Annotated in this window: 23 protein-coding genes, 1 tRNA gene and 2 pseudogenes; 14 read left to right on the top strand and 12 right to left on the bottom strand. The window is 67.2% G+C overall.

Going from position 1 to position 23,688, the window contains the following annotated elements:
- Positions 1–11: 11 nt before the first annotated feature.
- On the bottom strand, positions 12–1,661 hold the full coding sequence (locus tag MJ777_RS03785; RefSeq protein ID WP_239373192.1) for a GAF domain-containing protein: 1,650 nt from the start codon (positions 1,659–1,661) through the stop codon (positions 12–14).
- A 438-nt stretch (positions 1,662–2,099) separates the two neighbouring features.
- Here MJ777_RS03785 and glpK point away from each other — a divergent pair, with 438 nt between their 5' ends.
- The 4 genes from glpK to MJ777_RS03765 all read left to right on the top strand — a co-directional run bounded on the left by glpK (position 2,100) and on the right by MJ777_RS03765 (position 6,161).
- Positions 2,100–3,617 (top strand): glycerol kinase GlpK, encoded by a 1,518-nt coding sequence (gene glpK / locus MJ777_RS03780; protein WP_239307924.1) that lies wholly within the window; start codon positions 2,100–2,102, stop codon positions 3,615–3,617.
- Positions 3,618–4,012: 395 nt separating this feature from the next.
- Positions 4,013–5,110, top strand: coding sequence for a Rieske 2Fe-2S domain-containing protein (locus MJ777_RS03775; protein WP_239373190.1), 1,098 nt, complete (start codon positions 4,013–4,015; stop codon positions 5,108–5,110).
- Between the two features lie 213 nt (positions 5,111–5,323).
- Positions 5,324–6,022 carry a hypothetical protein gene (locus tag MJ777_RS03770; RefSeq protein ID WP_239373178.1) on the top strand — a complete coding sequence of 233 codons (699 nt, stop codon included), beginning with the start codon at positions 5,324–5,326 and terminating at the stop codon, positions 6,020–6,022.
- Between the two features lie 63 nt (positions 6,023–6,085).
- Positions 6,086–6,161, top strand: a tRNA-Lys gene (locus MJ777_RS03765).
- A gap of 308 nt (positions 6,162–6,469) precedes the next feature.
- Here MJ777_RS03765 and MJ777_RS22990 read toward each other — a convergent pair.
- From MJ777_RS22990 to MJ777_RS03750, 4 genes and pseudogenes are all read right to left on the bottom strand, one after another.
- Positions 6,470–6,619, bottom strand: coding sequence for a hypothetical protein (locus tag MJ777_RS22990; protein ID WP_370652634.1), 150 nt, complete (start codon positions 6,617–6,619; stop codon positions 6,470–6,472).
- 41 nt (positions 6,620–6,660) lie between these two features.
- A pseudogene (locus MJ777_RS22985) lies at positions 6,661–6,828 on the bottom strand (DUF4097 family beta strand repeat-containing protein); the annotation flags it as partial.
- Positions 6,829–6,885: 57 nt separating this feature from the next.
- Positions 6,886–7,482 carry a PIN domain-containing protein gene (locus tag MJ777_RS03755; protein ID WP_239346091.1) on the bottom strand — a complete coding sequence of 199 codons (597 nt, stop codon included), beginning with the start codon at positions 7,480–7,482 and terminating at the stop codon, positions 6,886–6,888.
- The gene (locus MJ777_RS03750) at positions 7,479–7,862 is read right to left on the bottom strand and encodes a helix-turn-helix domain-containing protein (protein ID WP_239313984.1); all 384 of its coding nucleotides are present in this window, start codon (positions 7,860–7,862) and stop codon (positions 7,479–7,481) included. The genes MJ777_RS03755 and MJ777_RS03750 overlap by 4 nt, the downstream gene beginning before the upstream one ends.
- A 514-nt stretch (positions 7,863–8,376) precedes the next feature.
- Between MJ777_RS03750 and MJ777_RS03740 the strand changes: the two genes are divergently transcribed.
- Both MJ777_RS03740 and MJ777_RS03735 read left to right on the top strand, forming a co-directional pair.
- Positions 8,377–8,751 carry a type II toxin-antitoxin system RelE/ParE family toxin gene (locus tag MJ777_RS03740; protein WP_239373167.1) on the top strand — a complete coding sequence of 125 codons (375 nt, stop codon included), beginning with the start codon at positions 8,377–8,379 and terminating at the stop codon, positions 8,749–8,751.
- Positions 8,748–9,077, top strand: coding sequence for a helix-turn-helix transcriptional regulator (locus tag MJ777_RS03735; protein WP_239336473.1), 330 nt, complete (start codon positions 8,748–8,750; stop codon positions 9,075–9,077). Before MJ777_RS03740 ends, MJ777_RS03735 begins: the two co-directional genes overlap by 4 nt.
- 393 nt (positions 9,078–9,470) lie before the next feature.
- Here the strand turns inward: MJ777_RS03735 and MJ777_RS03730 are convergent, their stop codons facing one another.
- The 5 genes and pseudogenes from MJ777_RS03730 to MJ777_RS03710 all read right to left on the bottom strand — a co-directional run bounded on the left by MJ777_RS03730 (position 9,471) and on the right by MJ777_RS03710 (position 12,416).
- Positions 9,471–9,809, bottom strand: a complete 339-nt coding sequence (locus tag MJ777_RS03730) for an XRE family transcriptional regulator (RefSeq protein ID WP_239336476.1) — start codon at positions 9,807–9,809, stop codon at positions 9,471–9,473.
- Positions 9,806–10,182 (bottom strand): annotated as a pseudogene (locus MJ777_RS03725) (type II toxin-antitoxin system RelE/ParE family toxin). Before MJ777_RS03725 ends, MJ777_RS03730 begins: the two are co-directional and overlap by 4 nt.
- Positions 10,183–10,731: 549 nt before the next feature.
- Positions 10,732–11,172, bottom strand: coding sequence for a hypothetical protein (locus tag MJ777_RS03720; RefSeq protein ID WP_239373158.1), 441 nt, complete (start codon positions 11,170–11,172; stop codon positions 10,732–10,734).
- 537 nt (positions 11,173–11,709) lie between these two features.
- Positions 11,710–12,024 carry a transcriptional regulator gene (locus MJ777_RS03715; RefSeq protein WP_239310862.1) on the bottom strand — a complete coding sequence of 105 codons (315 nt, stop codon included), beginning with the start codon at positions 12,022–12,024 and terminating at the stop codon, positions 11,710–11,712.
- Positions 12,021–12,416: a type II toxin-antitoxin system RelE/ParE family toxin gene (locus MJ777_RS03710; RefSeq protein ID WP_239373156.1), complete on the bottom strand. Its 396-nt coding sequence runs from the start codon at positions 12,414–12,416 to the stop codon at positions 12,021–12,023. The genes MJ777_RS03715 and MJ777_RS03710 overlap by 4 nt, the downstream gene beginning before the upstream one ends.
- A gap of 602 nt (positions 12,417–13,018) precedes the next feature.
- Between MJ777_RS03710 and MJ777_RS03705 the strand changes: the two genes are divergently transcribed.
- From MJ777_RS03705 to MJ777_RS03695, 3 genes are all read left to right on the top strand, one after another.
- Positions 13,019–14,143, top strand: a complete 1,125-nt coding sequence (locus tag MJ777_RS03705; RefSeq protein WP_239310861.1) for an FAD-binding oxidoreductase — start codon at positions 13,019–13,021, stop codon at positions 14,141–14,143.
- Between the two features lie 20 nt (positions 14,144–14,163).
- A complete protein-coding gene (locus MJ777_RS03700) occupies positions 14,164–14,607 on the top strand; it encodes a hypothetical protein (protein WP_239373154.1) in 444 nt (147 codons plus the stop codon).
- 64 nt (positions 14,608–14,671) lie between these two features.
- Positions 14,672–15,679, top strand: a complete 1,008-nt coding sequence (locus MJ777_RS03695; RefSeq protein WP_239373152.1) for a LacI family DNA-binding transcriptional regulator — start codon at positions 14,672–14,674, stop codon at positions 15,677–15,679.
- Between the two features lie 126 nt (positions 15,680–15,805).
- On the opposite strand, the gene MJ777_RS03690 is transcribed toward MJ777_RS03695, so the two are convergent.
- The gene (locus tag MJ777_RS03690; protein WP_239373150.1) at positions 15,806–16,186 is read right to left on the bottom strand and encodes a type II toxin-antitoxin system VapC family toxin; all 381 of its coding nucleotides are present in this window, start codon (positions 16,184–16,186) and stop codon (positions 15,806–15,808) included.
- A complete protein-coding gene (locus MJ777_RS03685) occupies positions 16,186–16,437 on the bottom strand; it encodes a ribbon-helix-helix protein, CopG family (RefSeq protein WP_239310858.1) in 252 nt (83 codons plus the stop codon). Before MJ777_RS03685 ends, MJ777_RS03690 begins: the two co-directional genes overlap by 1 nt.
- Positions 16,438–16,455: 18 nt before the next feature.
- On the opposite strand from MJ777_RS03685, the gene MJ777_RS03680 reads away from it, so the two are divergent.
- From MJ777_RS03680 to casB, 5 genes are all read left to right on the top strand, one after another.
- The gene (locus tag MJ777_RS03680) at positions 16,456–16,617 is read left to right on the top strand and encodes a hypothetical protein (RefSeq protein ID WP_239310857.1); all 162 of its coding nucleotides are present in this window, start codon (positions 16,456–16,458) and stop codon (positions 16,615–16,617) included.
- A gap of 88 nt (positions 16,618–16,705) precedes the next feature.
- Positions 16,706–18,334 carry a plasmid pRiA4b ORF-3 family protein gene (locus MJ777_RS03675; RefSeq protein WP_239373148.1) on the top strand — a complete coding sequence of 543 codons (1,629 nt, stop codon included), beginning with the start codon at positions 16,706–16,708 and terminating at the stop codon, positions 18,332–18,334.
- 233 nt (positions 18,335–18,567) lie between these two features.
- On the top strand, positions 18,568–21,405 hold the full coding sequence (gene cas3, locus MJ777_RS03670; RefSeq protein WP_239373146.1) for a CRISPR-associated helicase Cas3': 2,838 nt from the start codon (positions 18,568–18,570) through the stop codon (positions 21,403–21,405).
- The gene (casA, locus tag MJ777_RS03665) at positions 21,402–23,027 is read left to right on the top strand and encodes a type I-E CRISPR-associated protein Cse1/CasA (protein WP_239373144.1); all 1,626 of its coding nucleotides are present in this window, start codon (positions 21,402–21,404) and stop codon (positions 23,025–23,027) included. Before cas3 ends, casA begins: the two co-directional genes overlap by 4 nt.
- On the top strand, positions 23,024–23,680 hold the full coding sequence (gene casB, locus MJ777_RS03660; RefSeq protein WP_239373142.1) for a type I-E CRISPR-associated protein Cse2/CasB: 657 nt from the start codon (positions 23,024–23,026) through the stop codon (positions 23,678–23,680). Before casA ends, casB begins: the two co-directional genes overlap by 4 nt.
- Positions 23,681–23,688: the final 8 nt, after the last annotated feature.

The raw sequence follows: 23,688 nt of genomic DNA, 5'->3' as shown, positions 1-23,688 counted from the left end.
CGCCCACCGGGTCAGGCGTGCCGACCCGGTGGGCGGGTCAGGGCGGACCAGGACAGCCGGGTACCGGCGGACGCGGGGGAGAACACGAGGAACCTGCCCCCCAGTTCTTCGGCCCGGCTGCGCATGTTGGCCAGCCCGCTGCCGCCGCCGCTGCCAGGGCCATCCGGATCCACTCCGCCCAGCCCGTTGTCGATCACATCGATCCGTACCTCGCCGTCGGTGGACCAGACCGTCACGTTCACCTGTGTCGCTCGCGCATGCCGGGCGACGTTTGACAGGGCCTCCCGCAGTACGGCTACCAGGTGCTCCCCGACGCCCTCGCAGACCGAGGAGTCCAACGGCCCCTCGAACCGCAGGTGCGGCGCGAACCCGAGGGCCGCGGTGGCATCGTCGACGACATCAAGGAGCTGTCCACGCAGGCTCGGGGCGTTGTCCCGGCCGCGGCGGCGCAGCTGGAAGATCGTTGTCCGGATCTGGCTGATGGTCTCGTCCAGGTCCTCGATATAGGAGGCCAGCCGTTCGGACTGGTCGTCGGTTGCCTCGCCCCGTGCGGCCATGCCCTGTAGCCCGATCGCCGTGGCGAAGATCCGTTGGATGACGTGATCGTGCAGGTCACGGGCGATCCGGTCGCGTTCCTCCAGAACGGCTATGCGGTCGCGGTCGGCACGGGCCTGGGCCAGTTCGAGTTCCAGCGCGATATGGCCGGCGAACCCCGAGGCCATGTCGATGTCGGCATCGGTGAACAGCCGGCCGTTGTGCTGCCGGCCGAGGACGAGCGCGCCGACGCTCTCCTCCGAGGCGATCAGTGGAATAACCATCAGCGGGCCGTTGTGCCCGGCCAGCGGATCCGACGCGGGAACGATCGCGCCGACCAGCCCGTCAGGATATCTGCCGGTCGCGACCTCCACGATGAGTTCCTCGGGCGATGCCCGCGGGAGCAGGATGGCGGAGAAGTCGGCCGCGGCGACTTCCTGGGCCCTACGCGCGATCAGTCCCAGTGGGTTCGGGCCTTCGGCCAGGAGATGGCGGGTGATGTCGGCGGACGCCTGCAACCACCGCTGCCGGCGTTGGGACTCCTCGAAAAGGCGCGCGTTCTCAATGGCGACGCCAGCGCTTGCCGCCAGCGCCTGGACGAGTTCCTCATCCTCGGCGGTGAAGCGCGACGCGTTCTGTTTGTCCGTCAGGTAGAGATTGCCGAAGACCTTGGTGCCGATACGGATCGGAACGCCGAGGAAACTGTGCATGGGCGGATGCCCAGGAGGGAATCCGTCCGCTCGGTGATCGGCGGTGATGTCGTCGAGCCGCAGTGGGTAGGGCTCCCGGATGAGCAGGCCGAGAATGCCCTTTCCGCGCGGAAGATCACCAATTCGGCGAACCATGCTCTCGTCGAAGCCGACATGGATGAACTGCTCCAGGTTCTGGTCACGGGCAATCACGCCGAGCGCTCCGTAGCGAGCGTCGACAAGATCACAGGCTGCTTCGACAATACGGGTGAGCACAACGGGCAGGCTCAGGTCGGAGGCGACCATCCGGCTCGCGCGCAGCAGACCGCGTAAGCGGCTTTGCGTGATGATCAGGTCTTTCGCCCGATCAACCCGATGGGTAACGAAATCGTCGCCGTACGGTTGCCCGGCGTTCCCGCTGTCGGTCTCCACTTCCATGATGATCTAAACGTAGTACGGCTGGCCGTCTGTTGATCCGTCAGTCGGGCAACGTCGCGCGAATCATCCCGGCCACCCCGGCTGACCTTCGGGAACGGCCTTGACGGCCGGCTGGTCCGTGCTTCCAGGTGATTTCTTTCACCGCTGGCCGAATTCTCCGTCGGCGCTGCCATCGAATTGTTACACTCTGGCGCCCGCGGGGCCAGCTCGGAAATAGCCGGGACGGGCCTCCGTGTCCTGGCGAATTTTCCCAAATCGAGGTGAAAAGATGGGTCGCTTTTCGCTGGTCGGGAGGTGAGTACCGGCTGAGGGCCGTCAGTCGGCAGGCTCGCGGACGGACCGCGGCCAGGCGGATCGTTTGCTGCACGGGCCGTCGGCACGTGGTTCTCTTCCTCATGTCGTGGGAAACGGCCACCGGCCGGCAGGAGGAAGCGGACGATGAACGACTTCGTCGGAGCGGTCGATCAGGGCACCACCAGTACTCGTTTCATGATTTTTGATCATGATGGCAACGAGGCCGGGCGCCACCAGCTGGAGCACCAGCAGATTCTGCCGTGCTCCGGTTGGGTCGAACATAATCCCGTCGAGATCTGGGAACGTACCGCGGTGGTCATCCAGTCGGCCATGGCCAGCGCTCACCTGGGGGCATCCGACCTGGTGGCGCTCGGCGTCACCAACCAGCGGGAGACCACGGTGGTGTGGGATCCGCACACCGGCCGGCCCTATTACAACGCGATCGTCTGGCAGGACACCCGGACCGACCGGCTCGCGTCGGCGCTGACCCGGGATGGCCGCGGGAAGATCATCCAGAGTAAGGCTGGCCTGCCGCCCGCGACCTATTTTTCCGCAGCCAAGATCCAGTGGATCCTCGACAACGTCGAAGGGGTCCGCCGGGCCGCGGAGCGCGGCGATGCCGTGTTCGGCACCATGGACAGCTGGCTGCTGTGGAACCTCACCGGTGGCCCGCGTGGTGGGGTGCACGTGACCGATGTGACCAACGCCAGCCGCACCATGCTGATGAACCTCCAGACCCTCGACTGGGACGACGAGCTGCTGTCGTTTTTCGACATCCCGCGGGCCATGCTCCCGGCGATCCGGTCGTCATCCGAGCCGGCCGGTTACGGGACGACCACCGGGGCCGGGCCGCTGGGCGGCGAGGTGGCGTTGACCGGTGCTCTCGGCGACCAGCACGCGGCGACCGTCGGTCAGGTGTGCTTCGCCGCCGGGCAGGCCAAGAACACCTATGGCACAGGCAACTTTCTGCTACTGAACACCGGGACACGGGCGGTGTGGTCCGGCAACGGCCTGCTCACCACGGTCGGTTACCGGTTCGGTGACCAGGACCCGGTGTACGCGCTGGAAGGCTCGATCGCGGTCACCGGCTCGGCGGTGCAGTGGCTGCGAGACAACCTGGGCATCATCGCCAGCGCGGCACAGAGCGAGGAACTCGCCCGGCAGGTGCCCGACAGCGCTGGCATCTACTTCGTCCCGGCCTTCTCCGGGCTGTTCGCGCCGTACTGGCGGTCGGACGCGCGTGGAGCGCTGGTGGGCCTGTCGCGCTTCCACACCAGCGCCCATCTGGCCCGCGCCACGCTTGAGGCGATCTGTTACTCGAGCCGCGACCTGGCCGAGGCGATGGGGAAGGAGTCGGGGGTCACATTCGACATCCTGCGGGTCGACGGCGGTGTGACAGCCAACGATCTGTGCATGCAGACGCAGGCGGACATCCTCGGCATCCCGGTCAGCCGGCCGGTGATCGCGGAGACGACGGCCCTGGGCGCGGCCTACGCGGCCGGTCTTGCGGTGAACTTCTGGAAGGGCACCGATGAACTCGCCGCGCACTGGCGCGAGGATCGCCGGTGGGAACCCGAGTGGTCGGCGGATCGGCGCGAAAGCGGTTACGCGGGCTGGCGCAAGGCGGTTGAACGCACCTTGAACTGGGTGGATGTAGGCTGAGCCACCAGCAGTGTTTCCTGGACCGAGAAAAAGTGGAAATTCACGCACCGCCCAACGGTTGAAATGACTGGGCGGTGAAGGGCTGTCCGGCCGCCGTGGAAAAGTGGTAGCCTACGCCACGGGAAACACTTCACCGCATCGGTATGGCGTTTGTAACAGCGTGATTCAGCCGACTGCGCCCGCCCGAAACATTGTCGTTACCGTGTTTCCTGACTGGCGGGCTCTGCTTGTTCTTTCGGTCACGCGGTGGACTTGGTGAGATCTGGTGTGGTTCGCGTGCTAACGTCGATCATGTGTTGCCGCGCCGAGCGGCCGGCCAGCCGGCAGTGTCATCAGTTATATCTCGGCCATGGCCCGCATACTTGCCCTGAAGAAGTAGGACTCCCGGAGGACCCGTGTCGAAGTCGAAATGGCAGAGACAACTCAAGGAATATGACAGACGGCTCCTCAAGGACCAGTCCACGAACGAGGAGCAGCGGACCGACTACCCGCTGGGCTGGTATTTCGCCCGGTTCAGCGAAGACCTTCTTCCCGGTCAGGTCGTCCCGGTGGAGTTCATGTCTCACCAGTTCGCGCTCTTTCGGGGGAAGGACGGCGACGTTGGCATGATCGACAGTCAGTGCTGCCACATGGGCGCTGACCTTGCCCGCTGCGGTACTGTCGTCGAGAATCGGATCAAGTGCGGCTACCACGCCTGGGAGTTCGGGCCGGATGGGGGCTGCGAGGTCATCCCCGGGCTGGAGCGTTCGAAGATCCCCCCGCGGGCAGGCCAGCGGTCGATCCCTGTTCGCGAACACGCCGGTAACATCTGGTTCTGGTACGGCCCGGCGCCCGCCGGTGATTTCACGGAGGTCTCCTATGCCGACTCCAAAAAGTACCTGAACCTCAAGGGCCAGGTCTACATCGCGCACGGAAAACTCCTGCCAGTCGCGGAGCACGTCGCCGATATCTACCATTTCCCGAATGCGCACAAGGGCACCGGACGCCTTGAGTACGCGGTTATGGTGAACAAGGAGGACCGTCTCGAGTACCAGCTCCGGCCAGCTGACGCCGCCAGCCGGAACAAGGTCCAGCGATGGTTTAAACCGTTCGCGTTCATCGAGATGATCGGCCCGGCCGCAGCCATCTACCGGACGCAGAAGGACGCCACGGTCGATCGCTCCGGACCGATGCTGACAATGGTCCTCGGCGGCACGCCGATTCGGGACGACCTTACGATTTTCACCTGGCGGGTCGTGGTGCGTAAGATCGGCACTGGGCCGCTGTTCGCTCCGCTCAACCACGCGCTCGCCCGTATAATGTGGCTCACTGTCCGGCGGAACGCCTATGCCGACATGGACGTCCTGAAATGGCTGCGGATGCCCGAGAAGACCCTCTGGGTGAAACCGGACGGCCCGTCCGTGCGTGAGTTCCGCAGTTTCTTCAACCGTGGCATCGTGCCGGGCTGGCGTTTCGGCGATCCCATGCCCGAGGAGTCCGCCGCGGGCGCGTAGACGCGTAGCGAAGACATCTTCGGCCGCGATCTTCGGCGTGAGCCTGAGCGTCTTCAGCGTGGGGCACGGGCGGGACACGGCGCCAGGTCGCCCGCAGCGCGAACCTGGCGCCGTCGGCGAGATGACATCCGGTCTGCGACATGGCTGGCCGGGCCGGTCACAACTCATCTGCGGCATGCGCTAAAGTCCACCCATCATGGCCATGGGGGATGCATGCTGAGGTTTTGCTTTTTCATCGTTTGTGTCATCATGCTTGCCGGAATTGTCGGGCTGGTGCGCGGACATCTTCACCGGGTGCGTGTTCACAACCGCCGTACCGCCGGATTCATCACCGGAGCGAGTTTCCTGTGCCTGCTCGTACTCGCGGCGGCCGGGAACAACTACGATTCGGCCGCGGTCACGTCGCTGGCGGTGTCGAGCTTGCGGAGCCCGTCCGTCAGCCCGTCCGGGTCATCGATTCCGTCCCCGGCCACGAGCCCGTCGGCCACTGTCGGGTTGCCTGTCGGCGAGGCCGTCGCAGCTGGGCCGGTGACACCGACGGCCGGCGAGATCCCGCCGGCTCCGCAACCGGCCGTAGCGGTCGCGACGACGTCCGCTGCCGCGTCCGCAGCCGGGAAGGCCGCCACGGCCCCGACTACACATCCGGTATCCCGAACATCGGCCCAGGCTGCGGCCCAGCCTCCCGCGGCTGCGCCCGCACCGCGGCCGGCGACGACCGTGGCGGCCGCACCGGCGCGCAACTGTGACCCCGCGTATCCGGATGTCTGTCTACAGGACGGGATCGGCGACTACGACTGTGCCGGCGGCTCGGGCGATGGCCCCAACTACGTGCGCGGCCCGCTTCGGGTGCTGGCACCCGACCCGTTCAGGCTTGACAGCGATCATGATGGCACCGGCTGCGAGAAGGGTTGAGACCACCTGCGGGCCTCGATCCCTTCCGGACCTGATACATTCGGTTCCGTCGCAAGGCGACACGCGCCGCTAGCTCAATTGGCAGAGCAGCAGACTCTTAATCTGCGGGTTCGGGGTTCAAGTCCCTGGCGGCGCACCAAGATCGCCTGCGGCGCAGGCACTTCTCGCCACTTGATCGGGCCTCCGAGGCGCTGAACCCCGCGTTTACCCCACGGTTTCGACGCTTGTCGTCATCGGTCGATGTTCCTCGATGGCGCGCGTCAGCGGACCCGGACGGAGTCACCGACACCCGTTATGTGACCTCCGTCGCTCCGCTGAAGATCGGGATTCCACCGCCCGACGCGGGCCGGGGCGCGGACAGCGGGTGGCGCTCTGCCGGTGCCCGGATTGTCCTGTCCCGGATGCGTGTGAGGGCTTGCGGCCCTAGGGTGGTGGTGACGGAGAGCCTCAACTCTGGACGTGGCCGTGGGTCCGGTCGAGGGGAGTGAGTTTGTCGAGTTGGATTCGGCCGATGGTCGGCACGATATGCGTGTCGACGAGCCAGCGGTAGGTTCGCAACGTCGCGGGTCGCGTCCCATCGCCACGCTTGATCTCCAGCCATTCACTGAGGCGGGCGTGCGCGTCGCCGTACCCGGGACCACAAGGTTGATGTCGCCTCGCGTGGTGTGCACGGCAACGCGTCGCGGGGCGGCGCTGAACTGCGTGTCGGTATCGCCGCTGTCCGAGGTGGCATCGACGGTTGCCGAGCGCGGCCCGGTCAGCGTGAGGTCGCCGGAGGTGGACTGTACCCGCGGTCGCCCGCTCATACCGGTGGCTGTGATGTCGACCCGGCGGAGACCAGCAGGAGGTCTCCGCCGGACGGTTCAGCAACGGCCAATCAGATGATCCATCAGATCGGCGGTTGTCGAGGCTCCGGCTCTGCGCAGCGCAGCGATCGTCGAGGTGTCTGTGGCGCCCGTCAGTGACGCGACCGCCGTCCGGTGCGCGGCAAGCATGTGCGGCTCGTACTCGGCAACGAGCCGGCCGAGCAGCTCGTCGGGAGTGAGCACCTCGACGCCGGCCGCGGCGGCGGCGTCGGCCGGGAAGTCCTTGATGTTCCAGGTGCAGAGGACAGTTGCGGCCGCGGTGACGGCTGCGGCGAGGACGTGGCGATCGTCGTCGTCTGGCAGCCACACATCGGCCAGCGCCCGGAAGTCCTCCTCGGAGGGTTCGACCTCGGCAAGCGGGAACGCGCGGTTCATCGCTGTCACCAGCCGTCGGGCAGCCGCGCGGTCAAAGCCGTTCACGTTCAGCATGAGGTGTTCGGTGGTCTCATCGAGGATCGCGGCGTTCCAGGTGATGGCGATGATCTCTTGGTCGGCGGCGTAGAGGAGGTAGTCGCGCAGGACACGGGAGTAGAGCACGTTCGCGTCGGCGAGAACGATCCGGATCAGGTCGGTCTCGTCGGCGGCGGCGCTCATTCGGTCAGGCCGAGGTCGTTCTGCACGGCCGCCAGGTCGGCGAGTGCCTCGCGCCGCCGCGGACGCTCGGTTTCCAGGAACGCCCGGATTGACGAGACGCGCACGCGGTGGTGCGTGCCGACCTTGCGGTACTCCAGCAGGCCGCGGTCCATGAGCTTGCGGACCTGGGGACGTGACATCCCCAGCAGCACCGCAGCCTCGGTGGGAGTCACCTCGGCGGTGCGGGAGGCCATGACGATCTCCTCGCCTCGCACCCTGGCGTCGATCAGCCGGGAGACCAGTTCGGCGGTCTCGCGCGAGAGCGCGACTCTCACCTGTTCGCCAGGCGTCGCCAGCGCGTGGTGAAGAGCCTCGGCGTCACGCAGCAGCAGCTCGGTCACGGCAGGACTCCATCTGCTCCAAGTGAATCAACTGCAGCAACCGTAACACGGCTCGTGCGCAGCGGCCGGGCTCCGCACCCGGCAGGGAGACGGACCACCTCGGACCCCTCGGCGAGAGTCTCTGTAGCCAGGCCGGTCACGACCGCCTCTGCGCGGAGCCGGGTGACCAGGGCGCGCGCCGTGGCAGCGCCGATGTGGAGCCGCTCGCGGAGAGTCTCCGCGGAGATCGGACGGCTGTGGGTCTGCCAGTGCTCGACAACTGGCCGGCGCTGCCGCGGCCCCGAGAACGGCCCAGACGTCCGAAATCACCGTGGTCACCTGCCGGGACCTCTTCGACTTCCTGCGAGACGAGGCAGCACCGTGCTGGCTCCCGGGCTGTCGTTCGAGGGCACGTCGTACTGCTCGCAGAGCCGGCACGTCTGGTGAGGGTCGTGCACCGGACCGGGTTGCAATCCGTATGCGTGCTTTGATCGACTTTGGCATCACGACATGAGCCAGGGGTTATGCTGGCAACGTGGCGTGGGACGTCATCCTCCTCGAACCGGTCGAGTCCTGGTTCCTGAAACTCTGTGAATCCGACACGGACACAGCAGCGTTGATCGTGCAGGCAATCGACAGGCTTGCCGCCGTAGGACCCACGCTGGGCAGGCCGCTCGTGGACACCATTGGGCACAGCGAACTTCGCAACCTAAAGGAGCTGCGGCCTGGTTCCCGGGGGCGGTCGGAGATCCGGATGCTCTTCGTTTTCGACCCGGACCGCGCGGCGATCTTTCTTGTCGCAGGCGACAAGACCGGGCGCTGGTCTCACTGGTACGAGGAAGCCATCCCATTGGCCGAGGCCCGATACGCCGACTATCGGGCGAAAAAGGACAAGGAGGTAGGCCCGTGAGTACTGGAAGACGCTGGGATGAAGTCAAGGCTGAAGCGCACCGTCGTCACCCTGAACTGGCTGATCCCGAACGGCAGGCCAGGGCCCGCGCCGAACTCGACGCGTACGTCGCCGGTCACCACCTCAAAGAGCTCCGTCAGGCCATCGGCAGGACACAGTCCGAGGTCGCCCAGATCCTTGGCGTATCCCAGTCCCGGATCTCCCAGATCGAGAACGGCGACATCGAGGCCATGGAACTGGAGACCCTCCGTGCCTACGCCGCGGCACTTGGCGGGCATCTCGACGTCACCATCAGCGTGGGCCCGCACTCGGTGAAGGTCGCATAGGCCGGGTCGAGGATCGGCTGAGATAGCAGGCTTGGTCGGACCGGGACTGGGCGAACGTTCATGGAAGGCCGTCATCCTGGTCGAGATCCCGAGTATGTCATTCGGGTGCCAGTAGCAGCAGTCAGCAGCCGACCCCGCTGGTCGGCGCTAGCGAGGAGCAGCGGCCGCTGACCTGGGCGGGGGCACTCTGGCGCAGGTCAGCGACAACCGCGGCACAGGTTTTCCAAGCTTGTAGCGTGGACAGGGTCGGCACGCGCTTCGATCCGTTTGATCTGCGGCTTCGGGGTTCAAGTCCCTGGCGGCGCACCCACACTCCACATGCTTGCTGAGCAGCGGGCAGCTTCGTTGCGGTTTGTTACGGGCTGCCTCTTTGTTCGGTGACGGCTGTCGATGTCAGGCGACGATGTAGCTCGAGTCGTCGAACTCGGCCGTGACCTTCAACCGTCCGCCAAGCGCCTCGACGTAGGCGCGCAGGACTGACACCGACACCACGTCCAGCTTTCCGCGTTCCACGTCGGAGATGCGGGGGCCGGATACACCCATGGTTTCGGCGACCTCACGTTGAGTCAGAGCACGGCTGCGTCGGACCTCGGCCAGCCGGTAGGCGTGGATCTCGTCATCGAGGCGGCGCTGCCCGGCCTCGCGGTCGGCATCGGTCCGTACCGGATAGCCGGCGGCGACACGTGCCTGCTCGGCCTGGCGTTTGACGTCGTCCCATCGCATCGTTGTCATCGATAGTCCCTCCTCTCGATCTCGGCAAGGTGAAGGTCATAGCGTTCATCCGCTGCGGATATCGCGGTCTCATACCAGCGCTGCCAATTGCCCGACTTATCCCCGGCTACCAGCAGCACCGCTCGGCGGACCGGGTCGAAGGCGAACAGGATTCGGATCTCGCTCGTGCCTGCCGAACCTGGCCGTAGCTCCTTCATGTTGTGGTGACGTGCGCCCTTGATCCGGTCGACCAGCGGCCGGCCGAGGGTTGGACCGACGGTTGCCAGGCGGTCGATGGCGTCCTCGACGAGGTCGGCCGAGTGGGGTCGTTCTTGGTCAGGTCGACGAACCACTCGGCGACCTCCTCTACCAAGAGGACTTCCCAGCTCTGCACAGGAGCATCTTAACTCAGAGGTTAAGCTCTTGTGGGGCTGATCTGACGGAGTCGACGGTCGGGCTTCCAGTGGAGGGTCCGACAGCAACCACTGACAGCAACGTGAGCGGACGTCGGCGGACGACAACGAACGACGGAGGCCCGCCGACTCAAGCTGATGAACACCGGCGAACCTCCATAAACATCACAAACGTGACTCTTAACCTGCGGGTTCGGGGTTCAAGTCCCTGGCGGCGCGCCAAGATCACCTGCAGCACAGACACTTCTCGCCACTGGATCGGGCGTCCAAGGTGCCGAACCCCGCGTTTACCCCACGGTTTCGATGCTTGTCGTCGTCGGTCGATGTTGCTCGATGGTGGGTGTCGGTGAATCCGGAGGGGGCCGCCGGCACCCGTTATGTGCTCTCCGTCGCTCCTGCGGAGATCGGGGTTCCATCTCCCGACGCGGACCGAGGCGCGGACAGCAGGTGGCGCTCTGCCTGTGCCCGGATTGTCCCGTCCCGGATGCGTGTGACGGCTTGCGGGCCTAGGGTGGTGGTGACGGAGAGCCTCAACCCTGGACGGGACCGTGGGTCTGATTGCACTGGTGAGCCCGGCTGATTGTTCGCGCACCCTGGCCCGGGAGCGGTCCGGTGCGGTCCTCCCGGTCGTCGCCTGCTGTTCCTCGCGCTACTCCCGTCTCGCCTGGTAGGACGTTGTGGCCTGGAAAGAGTCCGACGCCCGCATGGCGGCGTTCGACGTGCTCGCTCGGCTCGGCGTCGGGACTCCACCGGAGCTGGACCTTCTCCGGTTCGGGGAGAACGCGCTCTACGCCTACCGGGATCGCTCCAACGGCGAGCGGTAGGTCAGCGAGAGCGGCGGCGACCCGGTCTGCGTAGGTCCAGTTCCGGATGGCGTAGTCGGCGTAGACGAAGACGGCCACCATACTCCGAGCCTGCTCGGCGTAGAGAATCTCCAGCTTTTCGGTCAGGTTCCGGCTCCATAGCCGCATCCGCTCGTCGGCGTCGTAGATTTGTGGTTAATTGGCTTGCCCCACCGACAGCCTGCGGCCGGTATCCGCGACGAAAAGCGTGGAGTGTTGGTTCCGGGCACGGAAGAAGCCGCCGGTTGATGTGAACCTTGCGTAATCTTATTTTACTGATCATAGACTGTCATTGGGCGGCTGGCCCGGGTGGCCGGGTTGTCATAGCTGGACCATCCGGGCGATCTCACGCGTAGCCAGGCTGTCCTCAGCCAGCGCAGCCAAGGCTATTTGATCTTTCCTGTTCGGCGATGGGGCAGACAGCGGACCAAAAATTCACTCTCCACGGAACCGGGACCGCTCCATTTGGTGTTTCCCCCGCGGGGCGACGCCGAAGGGCCGCAAAACCTTCATCTCCTGCACGGTTCCGCATCAAGTAGGATCTGTCTATATGATCTCATTCTCTGTGTTGGTGGCGCGCTTAAATCCCACGGTGGAGAACTCGCCCTCTACGATAGAGGGACCACTTCAGAAAATAATCAAGAATTCGTGAAGGGCAATGGCCGGTCAGGCGATCTGGCGGAGATCGTTTCCATAGTCGAAGATGATCCGCATGCGAGCACCCAGCGCTCGGGCATACCGGCTTAGCGTAGCGACCTCGTTGGCATCGAGATCACCGTTCTCGATCTGACTCACCCGGCCCGGGGAGACGCCCATCAGGTCGGCCACCTGACGCTGAGTTAGCCCCAGTCGCTTGCGCTCCTCGGCCAGATGGAATGCACTAACCCATGCCTCGGTGCGCGCCCGCTCAGCGGTTAGCGCATCCCCATCGCCGTCGTGCAGCTCGGCGCGAATGTCGTCCCAGTCATGAAACTCGGTCATGAGCCCTCCCGTCGCTTCCTCTCCGAGGCCAGCCATCTGTCATACGCGATCTCGGCCGCGGGGATCGCCGTCCTGTACCATCGCGACCAGTCGCCAGCCTTGTTGCCAGCGACCAGCAGTACCGCCTGCGACCAGGGGTCGAAGACAAAGATCACCCGTATCGCAACATCACGGCCCGACCGTGGACGCAGCTCCTTGAGATTCTTGACTGTCGACTCACGCAGTGTGTCGACCAGCGGACGCCCGAGCCCGGGTCCGATCTCGGCGAGCATGTCGATCACCACGTTGACCGACCGATAGGCGTCCGGATCTGTCTGGCGCAACGCACGCAGCCACTCCCGTACTTCGGGTGCGACCTTGATCGCCCACTGATGAGGTGGTTCTGCCGACATGGATCAACTATAGCCTAGCCTAAACATCCGCTCTGTGATTCCAGAAGATTCCGCGGCCGGCGCGCTGTGACTGACCGGCTGACAGCCAAGCCGGCGGACGACGATGAATGGAGCGTACGAGCTCAGCCGACAGGAAGGACGCCCACGGGGGCTGGCGGAAAATCCAGGTCTGACCGCGGATCAAATGGTTGGTGGGGTGCTTGCGGCTACGGGGTCGACATGCCGTCGAACATAAGCGGATGAAACGCCTATTTCTCTGTTGTTGGCAATTACCGGAAGATCCTCTGGCGGTCCCGCGTCGCGTTCGGGTGCTTTTTGGATGGGTTGACCGCGCTGGCTGCGTACGTCAGACTGCAAATAGTTGCTGAAACTAGTTACATCGCCGGTAGCGGCGGATGCGCCGCAGATGTGTACCGCTGTGGTTGCTCCAGGCCGGCCGAGCATTTCCCGTCGGCCGTGACGCCCCGGTGGGGCGCCGTCCGGGTGCCGCCGGAATGAGCGCACGGGCCCGTCGGTCGCCCGACCACCAGTTCCGAGAGAGCAGCAGAGAGACAGAGCAGCAGAGAGACAGAGCAGCAGAGAGCAGAGGAGGAAGGACCAACATGGTTGAGAACGTGGTCGTCATCGGTGCTGGCGTCTATGGCGCGGCGGTGAGTGCCTCGCTGGTGCGGCGGGGTGCCCGCGTCATCGTTGTGGACGCCGGCGTGCCAGCGGGCGGTACCTCCGGTTCGACCTTCTCGTGGACCAACGCCTCCAGCAAGCAGTCGCGCTTGTATCATGATCTCGGCGTCGCGGGTATGGCGGCTCACCAGAAACTAGCGGCCGAGGTGCCCCACAGCGACTGGTACCACGAGGGCGGTAACCTACAGTGGGCAGCTGGCGACGACGAGCGCGAGAAGCTGCGGAGGAAAGTCGCCGGTGTCCTCAGCTACGGATACGAGGCGCGTTGGCTCAGCCGGGCCGAGGCACTGGATCTCGAACCGGACATCGATCCGGCCGAACTACCGGCGGACGAGATCGTCCATTTCCCGCGCGAGGGATGGGTTGAGCCGGCCGGCCTGATCGGTCACCTGTTCTCCAGCGCGGTCTCCCAGGGCGCTGAGCTGGTGACCAACGATGCGGTCATCGGCCTGGAGGTCACGGCCGGAACGGTGCGTCGCGTCCGGCTCGCCTCGGGGCGGCGGCTCTGCGCGGACGCGGTCGTGAACTGCGCGGGGCCGCAGGCCAGCATGATCGCCAGGTTCGCCGGTCTGGATCTGCCGATGCGCAACACCCGCGGTGTGCTTGTCTACACCTCCCCGGTCACGGTCTCGGTATCCCATGTCATCCACGCACCCCGCGTCCACCTGCGTCCGGACGGGGCCGGCGGGCTGCTGCTGCACACCCCCGCGATCGACGGTGCCGTGCGGGTGTCCGAGAGCGGCGAGATCAGTGCCGACCGGTCGGCGGTCGAGGACATACTCGAGGCGAGCCGTGCGCTGTACCCGGGGACGCGGGCCGCGGCCGTGGAAAGCGTCCGGATCGCTGAACGTCCCATTCCCGGGGACGGCTTACCGGTGCTGGGGCGGGCGGTCGAGCTGCCCAACTTCCACTTCGCCGTCTCGCACAGCGGCGCGACCCTGAGCGTGCACGCGGGTGACCTGGTCGCGGCAGAGGTGCTCGGGGAGGACCGAGGCGACGCCCTGGCCGCCTTCCGGTTCGAGCGGTTCCGCCCGGCGAGCAGGTAGGGGAGCAACGGTGCGCACAGTTGTCATGCACAGCTGCGACCTGGTCGACGGCCGGGGCGGGGAGCCACAGTGCGGCGTCGACATCGTCCACACCTCGGCAGGCGAACGGGCTGAAGATCGCGGTACTGGGCCGGCATATCGCGGCGTCGGCATTTGACCGGGACGCTGTCGAGCAGGCACTTGCGGACGTGGGGCTGACCGGCAGGCTGTCGGTCGAGGACGCGCGCGAGATCGTCTCGGCCATAGTGCTGCCGGCCTTCGACATCGCGCTGCGCGGGCTCGCCGAGGCGGCCGAGCAGGCCCGTGGGGCGGGCGTCCCGGTGCTGGCGCCCCGGCGTGGCCGCGTTGTCCCGGGCGCCCTCGCCGACCTGGTGGTGACAGATCCGGCGGAGCTCGACAAGGTGGGTACCGTCATGCTCGGCGGCGAGATCGTCGTCCGGCACGGTCGGCGTGTCACCCCCTGACCGGGCCGGCGCCGGAACCGCGTGGCGTGACCTTGGCGGGACCTTGGAGAGACGTGGAGCGACCATGGTGAAGCGGGTCACCATCGGTGACGTCGCCGCGCACGCCGGCGTGTCCACGGCCACGGTCTCCCGGGTGCTTAACGGCGGGGCCGTGACCGAGGCGACGGCCATCAGGGTGCGGGAGGCGGTCACGCGTCTCGAATACACCCCCAACGCGCTCACCAGGAGTATTTTCGCCGGACGCTCCAGCACGATCGGAGTTGTCATCCGCGACTTGAGCAGCCCCTTCTACCTCGACCTGATCCGTGGCATCGACGACGTGGCCGCCGCTAACGACAGCCTCGTCATGTTCGCCAACACGTTTCGTCAGATCGATCATGAGATCGCCCTGGTCCGGATGATGGACGAACACCGGGTGCGTGGCCTGATCGTGACGACCGGCGAGGGGACCGACAGCCGTACCCGTCACATGGCCGAGAACGGCACGCCATGCGTGATCGTCGCGCGCATCGTGCGGGACCCACCGCAGAGCATGCACTCGATCAGTCTGAACAACGTCGGGGCCGGTCGTCTGATGGCCGTGCATCTGGCCGAGTGCGGGCGGTCGTCCGTCGGTGTTGTCACCTCCGGGGGCCGCCCGTCCCAGATCGAGCGCACGGCGGGGCTGCGGCAGGCTTTCACTGATTTCGATCTGCCCCTGCCCCAGGACGCGGTGACCGTAGCGGAGACTGCGAAGGAGGTCGACCGCGCCGTCGGTACGCTCCTCGCGCGTGCACATGATCGAAAAAGGCCGTTGGACGCGATCGCCTGCACCACCGGGCGCCTGACCATCGCTGTCCACGCGGCGTTGACCGCTCGAGGCCTCGCCATTCCCGACGACATCGCGTTCTTGACCATGGATGACTTTCCCTGGGCCACCGCGCTCGGGATCACCGTGATCACCCAGCCCTCGTACCAGATGGGCCGACGGGCGGCCGAACTCGTCGTTGAACACCCCGGTGAGCCGGTCAGCATCGTTTTCGAACCGACGCTGGTCGCCCGCGGCTCCGCCGGTGAGAAACGCTGGCCGTGATCTGACGTGCGGCGCTGACCTCTCCGGTCCAGCCATGGGGCCCGAGCCGTCGGCTCTTTGGAACGACACTCTCGCTGGCTGTCTCCGGCTGAGGCTGACGTTGTCACCGAGGCGGGTGTCTGGCACTCAATACGGTGCCGCGAGCCCAGGAAACATCGGGAAATGCTTCAGGTTACGGGTCCACAGATCGGCGTCCAGGTGCTGTGCTGTCGCGGCGATGACGTAATCGACAGGGTCGACACCGGGATGGGAACGCAGGTAGCGATTGGCGAGCATACCGGCACGTTCGGCCATGGAGTCATCGACTCCGACCATGTCGAGACTGTCCAGCAGGCGGTGCGTCGCATGTTCCTCGCCCGCCCGCATCCCCGCCAATATCTCGACCTTCGTCAGGACTGAGGCGACCAGGCGTTCCCCCGCCTGCGCGGCCTGGCGCAGCGCGCCGCGCGCACCCTGGTCGCCACGGAGATGATCGATGAGCACCGAGGTGTCGACGACGATTGCCATCAGTCGGCGAGGCGGTGTGCCATCCCGCGCCGCAGCCCTTCTACGTAGCTCGCCCCGTCGTCCACGCGGCCCGTCCAGCTCCCGAAGCTGGCGTCCAGAGCGCGCACCGTTTCCTCCGGGCGGCTTGAACCGTACACCCGGTCCACCGCGCGGCGCACAAGCTCGGCGAGGCCGAGCCCGCTGCGCCGGGACTCGGCCCGCAGCCGCTCGTACTGCTCGTCGGCCAGAGTGATCTGTGTACGGTGCGCCATGATGTAAACCTACATCGTTTGACGGCACAGGTGGCGCTGCTCGGGGGCGGGATGGACCTGGGTGAGCCGATCTCCGAGGGCACACCAGACATCCCCCGACTCGATGACGTCACGGTCGCCCAGGCTGTCTACGCTAACGGCCGTGATCTCTTCCTCTCCAGTCACAGTCCCGCCCGCTGATCTCGCAGAGCTTGCCCGCGCCGCGGCCGGTTGTCAGGCGCTGTCCCGCGCACGGCGGCTCGCTGCCTGGGTCGGCCCTGGTCGTCCCGTGACAGCGAAGGAGGTGCTCCGACCGGTTGATGTCGCGGCTGCCGCGGCCGGCGCGGGCCTGCCCGCTCCGGGAAAGGTACGCACAGCGGCCGACGTCCCAGAGTTACACCTTGCATGGCTGGCCGCGCAGTCGGCCCGCTGGCTGGTCATCGGCGGCGGTCGCGCGGTGGGCACCTGCCCTGCGGATTCCCCCGCCGAAAGCACGGACACCGCGGTCTCTCCGGGCACGGACGGGACCGACACCGATGCCAGCATGCTGAACACCTGGGCCACGGCGTTGGAGGAGGTCTGCCGGAGCCAGTCGCGCGACCGGAACCGGGCCGGGGTGCTGCTTGCCTGTCATCTGCTCCTGTCGATCCTGAGTGAACAGCCGAGCCTGCGTCAGGACGAGGTGGCCAAGCGACTCCGTGACCGGCTCTACGACCTTGACTGGATGTCCAGCTCGCTCGTACTCGGTTCGTTCAGCGGCAGCATGGGGCGGTTTGACAGCGTGCTGCGGCTGCTGGAGTCGTTCGCGGCAGTGGACAGCGGGGCCGACCGCGTCGCGCTCACGCCGCTGGGCCGTTGGCTTCACGAGGTCGTGCGCGCGTCTCAGGTGACGCCCTCGCTGCCGGCAGCCGAACTCGTCGCCCGCCTCGTCGCGACCGACAGCAGCGAGCAGGTCGACATGCTGCTCGCTCAGTGGACAGGCGAGCGCGACAGCATCGGGCTGCTCACCGAGCTACTGCGAGCAGCCGCCGACGCGGGGCCTGCCGCCCGCGGGGTCGTGGTGGAGGCTGTCATCTGTCACGGGCCTGAGATGCTACCCGCGATGATGGCTGTCCGGGACCTGCCGACGCTCGCGCCGCACGCGGTCGACGCCCTTTTCGCCCACGGGCTGGGCGATGAACCCGACGCCACGCAGACCCGCTGGCTGCGCACCGAGTTCTTGCTCGCCATCCTGCACCGCTACGGCACACAGGCCGTTCTCGACGAGGTCACCATGGTCGGTGGCCTGGCCAGAGCCGTCGGCGGCGGGCACCCGGACGAACCCGAGCTGCGCGAGGCCATCCACGCGGTTCTCGAGGCCGGCGGGCGGCCCCGTGCCCTCCGGCTGAAGGTCGAGCTGGACGGCTGGCGGCCACGAGCATGGCGCAGGGTGCGGATCCCGGCCGCCGCGAGCCTTGCCGACCTGCACCTGGTCATCCAGGCCCTGTTCGGCTGGGACGGAGACCATCTCCACGCTTTCACCGCCGAGAACGGGCTGAGGTTCGGTGACATCGACGAAGCCGAGGACGAGGACAGCACCTCGCTCTACCGCGTGCTGCCGCGGGTGGGCTCCCGGCTGGACTATCTCTACGATTTCGGCGCATCCTGGAAGCACACCGTAACGTTGGAGGGCTTCGACTTTAACGAGGCCGCGGACGCCGTCGAAGCCGGGCCGCTCCGCATCGTCTGCTTGGCTGGGAAAGGTGACGCACCGGTCGAGTACTGGAACCCGGAGGACTCGGAGCCCGGCTCGGTGCCGTTCGACAGTGAGGAGATCAACAAGCGCCTCGCCGAACTCGTTCCGGAGCAGGATGACGTCGGGACCGACGACGCGGCCACCGTAGATCTCGCGCCTGCCAGCCCGGTCGCGCCGAGATAGCGGCGGATCTCCCGGCCCGTGGGAAGATCCACGCGCATGCGGAGGCAACCTGCCCATCGCCGGCCTGCGCGGTCAGTAGGCCGCAAAGCTCAGGCTCAATGAGTATTGGGGGCGTCGCCAGGATCGCCTTCAGCCGCTGGGGTCATCCCTGGATGCGCGCCGTATCGGTGTCGTCCCCGCACGCGCGGGGTTGCGTCCTGGATGCTGCCCTCTGACCGATAGGACGGAGTCTGATGCATGCGGGCTTGGGCGTCGTGTGGGGAAAATCCAAGGCGCAGAACTCAGCTCACCTCCTACTTGGGCACCTGCTCGATACCGCGGCGGTCGGCGAGCTGGTGTGGGACCGGTTCCTGTCCTCGGCGGTGAAAGACCGGCTGGATGCCCATAGCGGCGGCCGAGGGCGGCTGTTCTTCTCCCTGCTGTGTGGGCTGCACGACGTCGGTAAGGCGACACCGGCGTTCCAGATGAAAGACGACGCCTTGGCGGAGCGGGTCCGCGTTGCGGGGCTTGACTGGCGACGACTGACCCGCAATCAGAGCCGGCAGTGGCATCACGCCCGAGCCGGCGCTGTGATCATGCGGACGTACGCCGCGGAGGCTGGCTGGCCGCGGGAAACGCGGAACTGGGTATGGCCACTGATCGCGGGCCATCACGGCATCGTCCCGGCGACCGCCACCCTTCAGCCTCCGACGCCGTCCGCGCATGGTGAAGGCCCCTGGCGGGAAGCGCAACGTGCCTTCGTGGCCATGGTCGCCCGCGAACTCGGCACCGATTTAACCTCGTTCGTGAATGTGAGCCGCCCGCGACGGGCTGGGCAGCTCGCCTTATCCGGTCTGATCATCATGGCGGACTGGATAGCGAGCGATGAGACGCACTTCGAGGGCCAGCCCAGCCTGGAAAAAATTTCATTGAAGGAATCGCGGCGGCGCGCGGAAACGGCGTGGACCAGCCTGGGCCTGCGGGGCGGCTGGCGCTCCAGCCACCCCGCCCCGCAGGCCGAGAAGGATCTGGTTCGTCTCCGGTTCGGGCGCAGCGCCCGGCCGGCGCAGGCGGCCGCTGTCGCGCTCGCGACGGAAATGCCGGCGCCAGGCCTGATGATCATCGAAGCGCCGATGGGCGAAGGGAAGACCGAGGCTGCGCTGGTCACGGCCGAGGTGATGGCCCGGCGGTTCGGCGCGGACGGTGTGTTCGTCGGTATGCCCACGCAGGCGACCAGCGATCCCATGTTCACCCGGGTCCTGGAGTGGCTCATGAAGGTCGATCCGGAGGTGCCCATCGGTCTTCTCCACGGCCGGGCGCGTTTCAACAAAGAGTGGGCCGCACTCCGTCGTGAGGCTCGGTTCACCGGTATCGACGAGGGCCTCGACGAGTACGGTCTGCCTGACGATTGTGACGGGGCGTCGGCGGGTAACGGCTCCAGTCCCGCGGCCGAGCCCGCCGCATCGGGCGAGGCTGCGCCCGACTGGTTCCTGGGCGGGAAACGTGGCCTGCTTACGCCGGTGACGGTCGGGACCGTCGACCAGCTTCTCTACGCGGCGACGCGGACCAAGCATGTCATGCTGCGCCACGCTGGCCTGGCGGGTCGGGTGGTGATTCTCGACGAGGTGCACGCCTATGACGTCTACATGGCGCAGTTCCTCTTCGAAGCACTGCGCTGGCTGGCAGACGCCGGTGTGCCCGTCATTCTCCTCTCGGCGACCCTGCCGCCCGCCCTTCGCCTGCGCCTCATCGAGGCATATGTGCAGGGCGTGACCCAAAACCCGGACCCCGAACTGGGCTCCATACCCGCGGCGAACGGATATCCGTGTCTGACCGCCGTCGCCGTAGGCAACGACGGCGGGCTCGACGCCCGCGTCACGTCGGGCGCATCCTGGCGGGACAGACCATCGGATGTCCGTGTGGAGATCCTGGCCGAGACGGTGGAATTCGCTCCCACAAGCATCGCGGACGCGGTCACCGCCGAGGTAGCTGACGGTGGACGGGCGTTGGTGGTCTGCAACACCGTGCGCCGGGCGCAGGACGTCTTCGATCTGCTCCGTCCCGTCTTCGGCGCCGACGTCGTTCTGCTGCACGCCCGGTTCGTCGCGACCGCCCGAGCCGAGCGGGCGGAACGGATCGTCGACCAGCTCGGCCCACCGGGCCGATCCGGGGCCGCCGAGCGACCGCGTCGGCTGGTGGTCGTGGCGACGCAGGTCGCCGAGCAGTCGTTTGACGTTGATGCCGATCTGCTCGTCAGCGATCTTGCGCCCATCGACCTGCTGATCCAGCGTGTTGGACGTTTACATCGTCATGTCCGGCCGGACGTCGACCGGCCGCACCGGCTGCGCCAGCCTCGCCTGATCGTCAGCGGGCTGCGCCTGGACGCCGCCGGCTTGCCGTCCTGGCCGGCCGGAAGCCGGGCGGTCTACGGTGACCATCCGCTCGTCCGCGCGGCGGCGCTCGTCCTCGACGCCGCGGCCGGTCCCGGCTGGTCGATACCCGCCCAGGTCCCGGCACTCGTCGCCGACGGGTACGGCGAGCATCCGCTCGGCCCGCCGTCCTGGACCGCGGCGGCTGAGCGGTACCGCCAGGACTGGCTGGACAAGGAAGCTGAACGCGCCGCGAAGGCTGCGAACTATCTTCTCGCCGGGGTGGATGCGCTCGGCGCAAAGACCCTGGATGGCCTGCACGATCGGTCGGCCGCGCCCCGGGAGGACGACGAGAGGATCGCCGCGGTGGTTCGCGACGGTCCCGAGTCGGTCGAGGTGGTCCTGGTCCGGCGGGCGCCAGACGGGGGCTTGCGGACGCTGGCCGGCCGGCCGCTGGGGCCCAACGGCGAGGCGGTCAACGGCGACGACGCTCTGCTCGAGGAAGTTGTCGGCGCGACCATCCGGCTGCCGCCGATCGAAGCGATCACCGCGGCCGCTCGGGCGGAGCTCGGCCCGCTCCCCGGCTGGTCCCGAGACGATCCGTGGCTGCGTCACGCCCGTGCGCTTGTGCTCGACGACAAACTGTCGGTGGCCTTTGGTAAATATCTGCTGACGTATGACAACGACCACGGTCTGCGGTATCAACGCCAGGGGGAGCGATGACCAGCTTCGACCTCGTCCACGAGCCGTGGATTCCAGTGATCCGTGACGGCCACCGCACCGACGTCAGTCTGGCCACCGCCTTCGCCGACGCCGCCGTGATCGACGGCCTGGCGGTCGACGACCCGCTGGAGGCCGTCGCTGTCCTCCGTCAGGTCCTGCTGCCCGTCATGCTGGACGCGCTGGGCGCGCCGCGTGACGACGACGAGTGGGCGGCGCGCTGGGAGACGGGAGGCCGCACAGCCGGCGACCCGATTGGCCGTTACCTCAGCGATCATGCCGCCCGGTTCGACGTGTTCCATCCCACCCAGCCGTTCGGGCAGGTCGCCGGGCTGCGCACGGGAAAGGACGAGACAAAACCGATCTCACTGCTCATCCCTCGGCTCGCCGCGGGCAACAACGTCCCATTGTTCTCAGCCCGGACCGAGGATGACCCGCCAGCGCTCAGCCCAGCGCGGGCGGTCCGAGCGCTACTGGCCGTCCAGTGCTGGGACACCGCCGCCATCAAGTCGGGCGCGGCCGACGACGACAAGGTCAAGGCCGGGAAAACCACCGGCAACCCGACTGGTCCGGTCGGCCAGCTCGGCGTCGTCATCCCGATCGGGCTGACCCTCTTCCAGACCCTGCTGCTCAACACGCCCATACTGCCGGCGGGGCTGCGCCAGCGGGATGCTCCCTGGTGGCGGCGGGAGCCCCCCACCGGACGCTGGGCCTCCCGGTCCGCACAGGGCCTGCTGGACCTGCTCACCTGGCAGTCCCGCCGAGTCCGGCTCGTGCTCGACCACGGCGACACGGTACCCACCGTGAGCCGGGTCGTCCTGACCGCCGGCGACCGGCTCGTGCCGCTCCCGCACGACCTCGAGCCCCACACCGCCTGGCGGCGGGTCGACAAGCCCAAGAAAGAAGACCCGCCGGTACGACCGGCCCGCCACCAGCCGGGACGGTCCGCCTGGCGCGGCCTGGAGGCGCTGCTGGCCACGATCCCGACCAGCGGCGAGCGGATGACCGCGCCGTCGCTGCTCACCCAGCTCGGCCGGCTCCGCACGGACGACTACCTCGCCGACGACATCCCCCTTCAGGTACTTACCGTGGGGGTGAGCTACGGCAACCAGTCGGCGGTCATCGAGGACGTCATGGTCGATGGTGTCCCGCTACCGGTCGCCGCGCTCGCCGGAGGAGACTCGGCGGTCCGGGACACCATCCTGGCCGTCGTCGGGCAGGCTGAGAAGCTGCGAGTCGCGGCCAACCGGCTCGGGGACGACCTTCGAGCCGCCGAACACGGCGAGAAGATTCCCTGGGACAAGGGCCAACGGCTCGGTGACACCCTCGTCCACAGCTTCACCCCCTACGTCCATCGGCTCCTGGCCGGGCTCCAACGGCGGCCCGACCTCACCGAACAGGCCGAGGATGCCTGGCGGGCCATTGCCCGCCGACTGGCCTTTGCCATCGCCGAACCCGCCCTGGCGGGGGCGGGCCCGGGAACATTCCTCGGCCGCGACCCGGACACCCCCTTCGGGCCTCGGCTCGCGACCGCCGAAGCGTCGTTCCGGCGCGCGCTCAACGATGCCCTCGGCCGGCCGGAAGACACCTCCACGGCATCCAGACCTACGACGGGGAACCCATGACCACCGAAGCCACACCGTCCGCTGACACGTCCGTTCCGGAGCAACGAAGCCAGGTCCGATACTTCTGGGAACGGACGGCGTCGGGGACAAGCCCGGACGGCGCGGCCCTGGCCGCCCTGCGGCGCGGTGTCGGCCGCGAGCCGGGCAGCGTCCCCTCGATGTGGCAGCATTACACCCTCCTCACGGCAGACGGTGGGATCAGCGCGCGCTTACGTGCCGAGCACGCCGCCCTCACCCTGTATGCCATTCATCAGCAGTCGCAGCCCAAGTCGGTGCACGACGCGGGCATCGGGGTCGGTGAAGCTGTTCAGATGCTGCGGGCCAGCGAGAAATTCAGCGTCGACGCTGTCGACCGGCGCTTCAACGCCGCCGCCACCGCCACATCACTGGACGAGTGCGCCTACCATCTCCGGGGCCTGGTCCGTCAGCTCCGGCAAATCTCCCAGCCGCTCGACTACACCGCCCTGCTCGACGACCTCATCGATTGGCAGCGTCCGGAGCGAATCGGCCGGGTCCGTCGCGACTGGGGACGACAGTACTTCCTCGGCCGTGACCGCGGCGGTCCTGACGGCACCAAGCCCGACCGCGCCAAATCTGCCCGCGCCAAATCCGACGGCACCAAGCCCGGCGGTTCCGCCACCCCCAACGACTGACACCCGCG

The sequence above is a fragment of the Protofrankia sp. Cj5 genome (assembly GCF_917627405.1).
Lineage (GTDB): Bacteria > Actinomycetota > Actinomycetes > Frankiales > Frankiaceae > Protofrankia.
This window is presented reverse-complemented; position numbering and strand designations above follow the sequence as displayed.

Bases quoted from the DNA above. Each gene is read 5' to 3' on its own strand.
- MJ777_RS03685 (WP_239310858.1), bottom strand. From the start codon at position 16,437: ATGGCGCACCGTACACAGATCACTCTGGCCGACGAGCAGTACGAGCGG.
- casA (WP_239373144.1), top strand. From the start codon at position 21,402: ATGACCAGCTTCGACCTCGTCCACGAGCCGTGGATTCCAGTGATCCGT.
- MJ777_RS03720 (WP_239373158.1), bottom strand. From the start codon at position 11,172: ATGCGGCTATGGAGCCGGAACCTGACCGAAAAGCTGGAGATTCTCTAC.
- MJ777_RS03705 (WP_239310861.1), top strand. From the start codon at position 13,019: ATGGTTGAGAACGTGGTCGTCATCGGTGCTGGCGTCTATGGCGCGGCG.
- casB (WP_239373142.1), top strand. From the start codon at position 23,024: ATGACCACCGAAGCCACACCGTCCGCTGACACGTCCGTTCCGGAGCAA.
- MJ777_RS03710 (WP_239373156.1), bottom strand. From the start codon at position 12,416: ATGTCGGCAGAACCACCTCATCAGTGGGCGATCAAGGTCGCACCCGAA.
- MJ777_RS03695 (WP_239373152.1), top strand. From the start codon at position 14,672: ATGGTGAAGCGGGTCACCATCGGTGACGTCGCCGCGCACGCCGGCGTG.
- MJ777_RS03770 (WP_239373178.1), top strand. From the start codon at position 5,324: ATGCTGAGGTTTTGCTTTTTCATCGTTTGTGTCATCATGCTTGCCGGA.
- MJ777_RS03755 (WP_239346091.1), bottom strand. From the start codon at position 7,482: ATGAGCGCCGCCGCCGACGAGACCGACCTGATCCGGATCGTTCTCGCC.
- MJ777_RS03785 (WP_239373192.1), bottom strand. From the start codon at position 1,661: ATGGAAGTGGAGACCGACAGCGGGAACGCCGGGCAACCGTACGGCGAC.
- cas3 (WP_239373146.1), top strand. From the start codon at position 18,568: ATGCATGCGGGCTTGGGCGTCGTGTGGGGAAAATCCAAGGCGCAGAAC.
- MJ777_RS03715 (WP_239310862.1), bottom strand. From the start codon at position 12,024: ATGACCGAGTTTCATGACTGGGACGACATTCGCGCCGAGCTGCACGAC.
- glpK (WP_239307924.1), top strand. From the start codon at position 2,100: ATGAACGACTTCGTCGGAGCGGTCGATCAGGGCACCACCAGTACTCGT.
- MJ777_RS03690 (WP_239373150.1), bottom strand. From the start codon at position 16,186: ATGGCAATCGTCGTCGACACCTCGGTGCTCATCGATCATCTCCGTGGC.
- MJ777_RS03730 (WP_239336476.1), bottom strand. From the start codon at position 9,809: ATGACAACGATGCGATGGGACGACGTCAAACGCCAGGCCGAGCAGGCA.